General features: G+C 68.9%; 1 protein-coding gene. It reads left to right on the forward strand.

Annotated elements, in window-relative coordinates; translation table 11 throughout:
• The coding region (gene rpoC, locus VNM44_RS10225) for a DNA-directed RNA polymerase subunit beta' (RefSeq protein WP_325625774.1) at positions 1-4,420 on the forward strand (4,420 nt) is incomplete at its 5' end.
• Positions 4,421-4,565: the final 145 nt, after the last annotated feature.

A 4,565-nucleotide genomic window follows, 5' to 3' on the forward strand; every position in this document is an offset into this window, starting at 1 on the left:
CTTCGGTCCGACCAAGGACTGGGAGTGCTACTGCGGCAAGTACAAGCGCGTCCGCTACAAGGGCATCATCTGCGAGCGCTGCGGCGTCGAGGTGACGCGGCAGAAGGTGCGCCGCGAGCGCATGGGCCACATCGACCTCGCGGCGCCGGTCTCGCACATCTGGTTCTTCAAGGGCGTTCCGAGCCGGATCGGCTACCTGCTCGACATCGCGCCGCGCGAGCTCGAGAAGGTCCTCTACTTCGCCGCCTCGATCGTGACGGGCGTCGACCACGAGAAGCGCCAGGCCGACCTCGCCGACCTCGAGGACAAGGTCCGCGCCGAGTCGGAGCAGATCTACGTCGATCGCGACGAGCAGCTCTCGGCGCTCGACGACCGGCTCAAGCGGCGTCGCGACTTCCTCGCCGCCGGCAAGGACAAGGGGTTCGACGAGGACGACGAGTTCTGGGTCCGCGGGCTCTCGAACTGGGCCGAGGACCAGATGATGCCGCCGCTCGAGGAGGCACGCAGCCTCGCGGGCGCGATCTTCCCCGACCTCGCGAAGAACGTCGCGGGCGAGGATCCGAAGCGGCTCCGCGAGCTCGTCCGCCAGACCGCGACCCGTGACGACCGCCGGCTGGCGCCGCGCGAGATCGAGTCCGTCGGCACCGCCGCCCAGGAGATTCGCACCGCGCTCGATCCGCTCCGGGGCGAGCTCGAGAAGGCCTCCGGCGCCAAGAAGGGAGCGATCACGAAGCACCTGCACAAGGTGCTCGACCAGCTCCTCTCCGGCGAGGAGCTCTCGAGCGACGACGCCGAGCTCGTCGCGTCGGTCGACGCGAAGAACCTCGAGCGCGCCCGGGAGATCGGCAACGGCCTCCTGCGCGACGTGCTCGAGCAGGCCGACGCCGACGCCGGCCCCGAGCAGGTGCGCGAGCTCGCGTACGACCTCTGCCTCGTCGAGGGCGCCCGCAAGGAGGACCTCGAGGCCGTCCAGCAGTGGGCGACGAAGGTCAAGGAGATGGTCGCCGACATCGAAAGCCGGCGCGAGGACACGCGCGAGGCGGCGGTCGAGGGCGTTCGCCGGCTCGAGGACACGTGGAAGCTCTTCCGCGAGCTCGACGTCAAGCAGGTCGTCAACGACGAGCAGCTGTTCCGCGAGCTGAAGGACCGCTTCGGCTCACCGTACGGCTTCGGCGTCTATTTCCGCGGCGGGATGGGCGCCGAGGCGATCCGCGAGCTGCTCCGCGACCTCGACCTCGAGCAGGAGTCGATGACGCTCCGGGACACGATCAAGACGTCAAAGGGTCAGAAGCAGCAGCGCGCGATCAAGCGGCTCAAGGTCGTGCAGGCCTTCATCACGTCGGAGAACAAGCCCGAGTGGATGGTGCTCGAGGCGGTGCCCGTGATCCCGCCGGAGCTTCGCCCGATGGTGCAGCTCGACGGCGGCCGTTTCGCCACGAGCGACCTCAACGACCTCTACCGGCGCGTGATCAACCGCAACAACCGGCTCAAGCGCCTGCTCGACCTCGGCGCGCCGGAGATCATCGTCAACAACGAGAAGCGGATGCTCCAGGAGGCCGTCGACGCGCTGTTCGACAACGGCCGGCGCGGCCGTGCGGTGACAGGCCCGGGCAACCGGCCGCTGAAGTCGCTGTCGGACATGCTCAAGGGCAAGCAGGGGCGGTTCCGCCAGAACCTGCTCGGCAAGCGCGTCGACTACTCGGGACGCTCGGTGATCGTCGCCGGCCCGAACCTCAAGCTGCATCAGTGCGGCCTGCCGAAGCTGATGGCGCTCGAGCTGTTCAAGCCGTTCATCATGAGCAGGCTCGTCGAGCGGAAGTCCGTCCAGAACATCAAGGCGGCCAAGAAGCACGTCGAGTCGATGGTCCCGGAGGTCTGGGACGTGCTCGAGGAGGTCATCGCGGAGCATCCGGTGCTGCTCAACCGGGCCCCGACGCTCCACCGGCTCGGCATCCAGGCGTTCGAGCCGGTGCTCGTCGAGGGCAAGGCGATCCAGGTGCACCCGCTCGTCTGCCACGCGTTCAACGCCGACTTCGACGGCGACCAGATGGCGGTTCATCTCCCGCTCTCCGCGGAGGCGCAGGCGGAGGCCCGCATCCTGATGCTCTCGTCGAACAACATCCTCTCGCCGGCCCACGGGCGGCCGCTCGCGACCCCGACGCAGGACATGGTGCTCGGCGCGTACTTCCTGACGTACTGCTCCCACGACCTGTCGGCCACCGACTCCGAGTCGCTCGCGAAGGAGCTCGGGGTCAAGGGCCTCAGGCGGTTCGCGACGGAGGAGCACGTGGAGTTCGCGCTCGAGGACAAGCGCGACCCGATCTCGCTCCAGGAGCCGATCGAGTTCCGCCGCGGCGACGAGCTGCGCCTCACGACGCCCGGCCGGGTGATCTTCGAGTCCGAGCTCGAGCGGTCGCTCCGTGACGCCGTGAAGGACGGGCTCGAGGAGCCGCTGGTCGTCGACCGTGCCCTGACGAAGCGCGAGCTCGATGCGCTCATCGACCGGCTCGTCGGGCACTACGGCGCGTACGCAGTGGCGACGGTCCTCGACACGATCAAGTCGCTCGCCTTCCGATACGCGACCCGTGCCGGCATCACCGTCTCGAAGAACGACATCGTGATCCCCCCCTTGAAGGAGGAGATCCTCGCGGGCTACGAGGAGCAGGTCGCGAAGATCGAGCGCGAGTACGAGCGCGGCCTGATGACGGAGGAGGAGCGGAAGGAGCGCGTGGTGGCCGTCTGGACGGAGGCGACGGACGCGGTCGCCGACGCGATGAAGGACAACCTCCACCAGACGAACTCGATCTTCATGATGGCCAACTCCGGAGCCCGCGGGTCGTTCAACCAGATCCGCCAGCTCGCCGGGATGCGCGGCCTGATGGCCAACCCGAAGGGCGAGATCATCGAGCGCCCGATCAAGGCCAACTTCATGGAGGGCCTGTCGGTGCTCGAGTACTTCATCTCGACCCACGGCGCACGCAAGGGCCTCGCCGACACGGCGCTCCGCACGGCGGACTCGGGCTACCTGACGCGGCGTCTCGTTGACGTCTCGCAGGACGTGATCATCCGCGAGGAGGACTGCGGCACGTCCGACCACGTCGAGCTGGCCGCGATCCTCGACGGTCAGGTGAACCTGAGCGCCGCCGGCCGCGTCCTCGCGGACGACGTGCACAAGCCGCTGAAGGACGGGAAGCCAGGCAAGACCGTCCTCGCCGAGAAGGGTGAACTGCTCACCAAGTCGCGCCTGCGCGAGGTCGTCGAGGAGCTCGAGGAGGGCGCGGATACGCTCCTGCTCCCGCTGCGGACGGTGCTGAAGTGCCGGAGCGAGGTCGGAGTGTGCCGCGCGTGTTACGGCATCTTCCTCGCGACCGGCGACATGTGCGAGATCGGCGATGCCGTCGGGATCGTCGCTGCGCAGTCGATCGGCGAGCCCGGGACGCAGCTCACGATGCGCACGTTCCACACGGGCGGCGTCGCCGGCGCGGACATCACCCACGGCCTGCCGCGCGTCGTCGAGATCTTCGAGGCTCGGAACCCGAAGGGCGCCGCGACCTTCGCCGACGTCGGCGGCAAGGTGTCGGTCGAGGAGCAGGAGCGGACGATGCTGGTCACCGTCACGCCGACCGCCCTCGACGAGAACGGCGAGCCGCTCCCCATCAAGGAGTACTCGTTCCCGCGCCGCACGCGGCTCCTCGTCGGGCCCGGCGACACCGTCGAGCAGGGCGACCCGCTCAACGAGGGCTCCCGGAACCCCGCCGACATGCTCGAGCTGCACACGAGGGCCGGTCGGGGCTCGACCCCGACGGAGCTCTACCTCGTCGGCGAGGTGCAGAAGGTCTACAAGTCGCAGGGCGTCGACATCCACGACAAGCACATCGAGCTCATCGTCCGCCAGATGATGAAGAAGGTGCGCGTCGAGACCCCCGGCGACACCGACCTCCTGCCGGGCCAGCTGGCCGACAAGGTCGTGCTCGAGCGCGCCAACGATGCGGCTCGGTCGGCCAAGGGCGAGGAGGCGACCTTCGAGCCGCTGATCCTCGGGATCACCAAGGCGTCGCTCGCGACGGAGTCCTTCCTCTCCGCCGCCTCCTTCCAGGAGACGACGAAGGTCCTCACCGACGCGTCGATCGAGGGCAAGGTCGACCGCCTGCTCGGGTTGAAGGAGAACGTCATCATCGGGAAGCTGATCCCGGCGGCGACGGGCCTCAAGAAGTACCGCGGTATCGACATCGAGCCGTCCGAGCCGCTCCCCGCCGGCATGTTCGGTCCGGGGACGGACGAGGAACTGCTCGCCGCGCTGGAGGAGATCGGCGACGGCGACGGGCTCGATCTCGCCTCGCTCGGCCTCGGGTACGAGGATCAGCTGCCCGAGCTGCCGGAGCTGCCGGAGCTGCCCGACGCGCCGGACGAGCCTGCATAGGGGACTGGCATAGGGGACCGGCCCCGCATGGGGCCGGTCCCCCGCACCGCGAGTCGGTTCGCGGGGGTCAGTCCGCTGCGGGGACAGACCCCAGCAGTCGCGCGGCGAGGTCGGCGCCGTCTTCTCCCTGCTCGAGCTCGACGGC

The organism is Gaiella sp., assembly GCF_035558935.1.
Classification (GTDB): Bacteria; Actinomycetota; Thermoleophilia; order Gaiellales; family Gaiellaceae; genus Gaiella.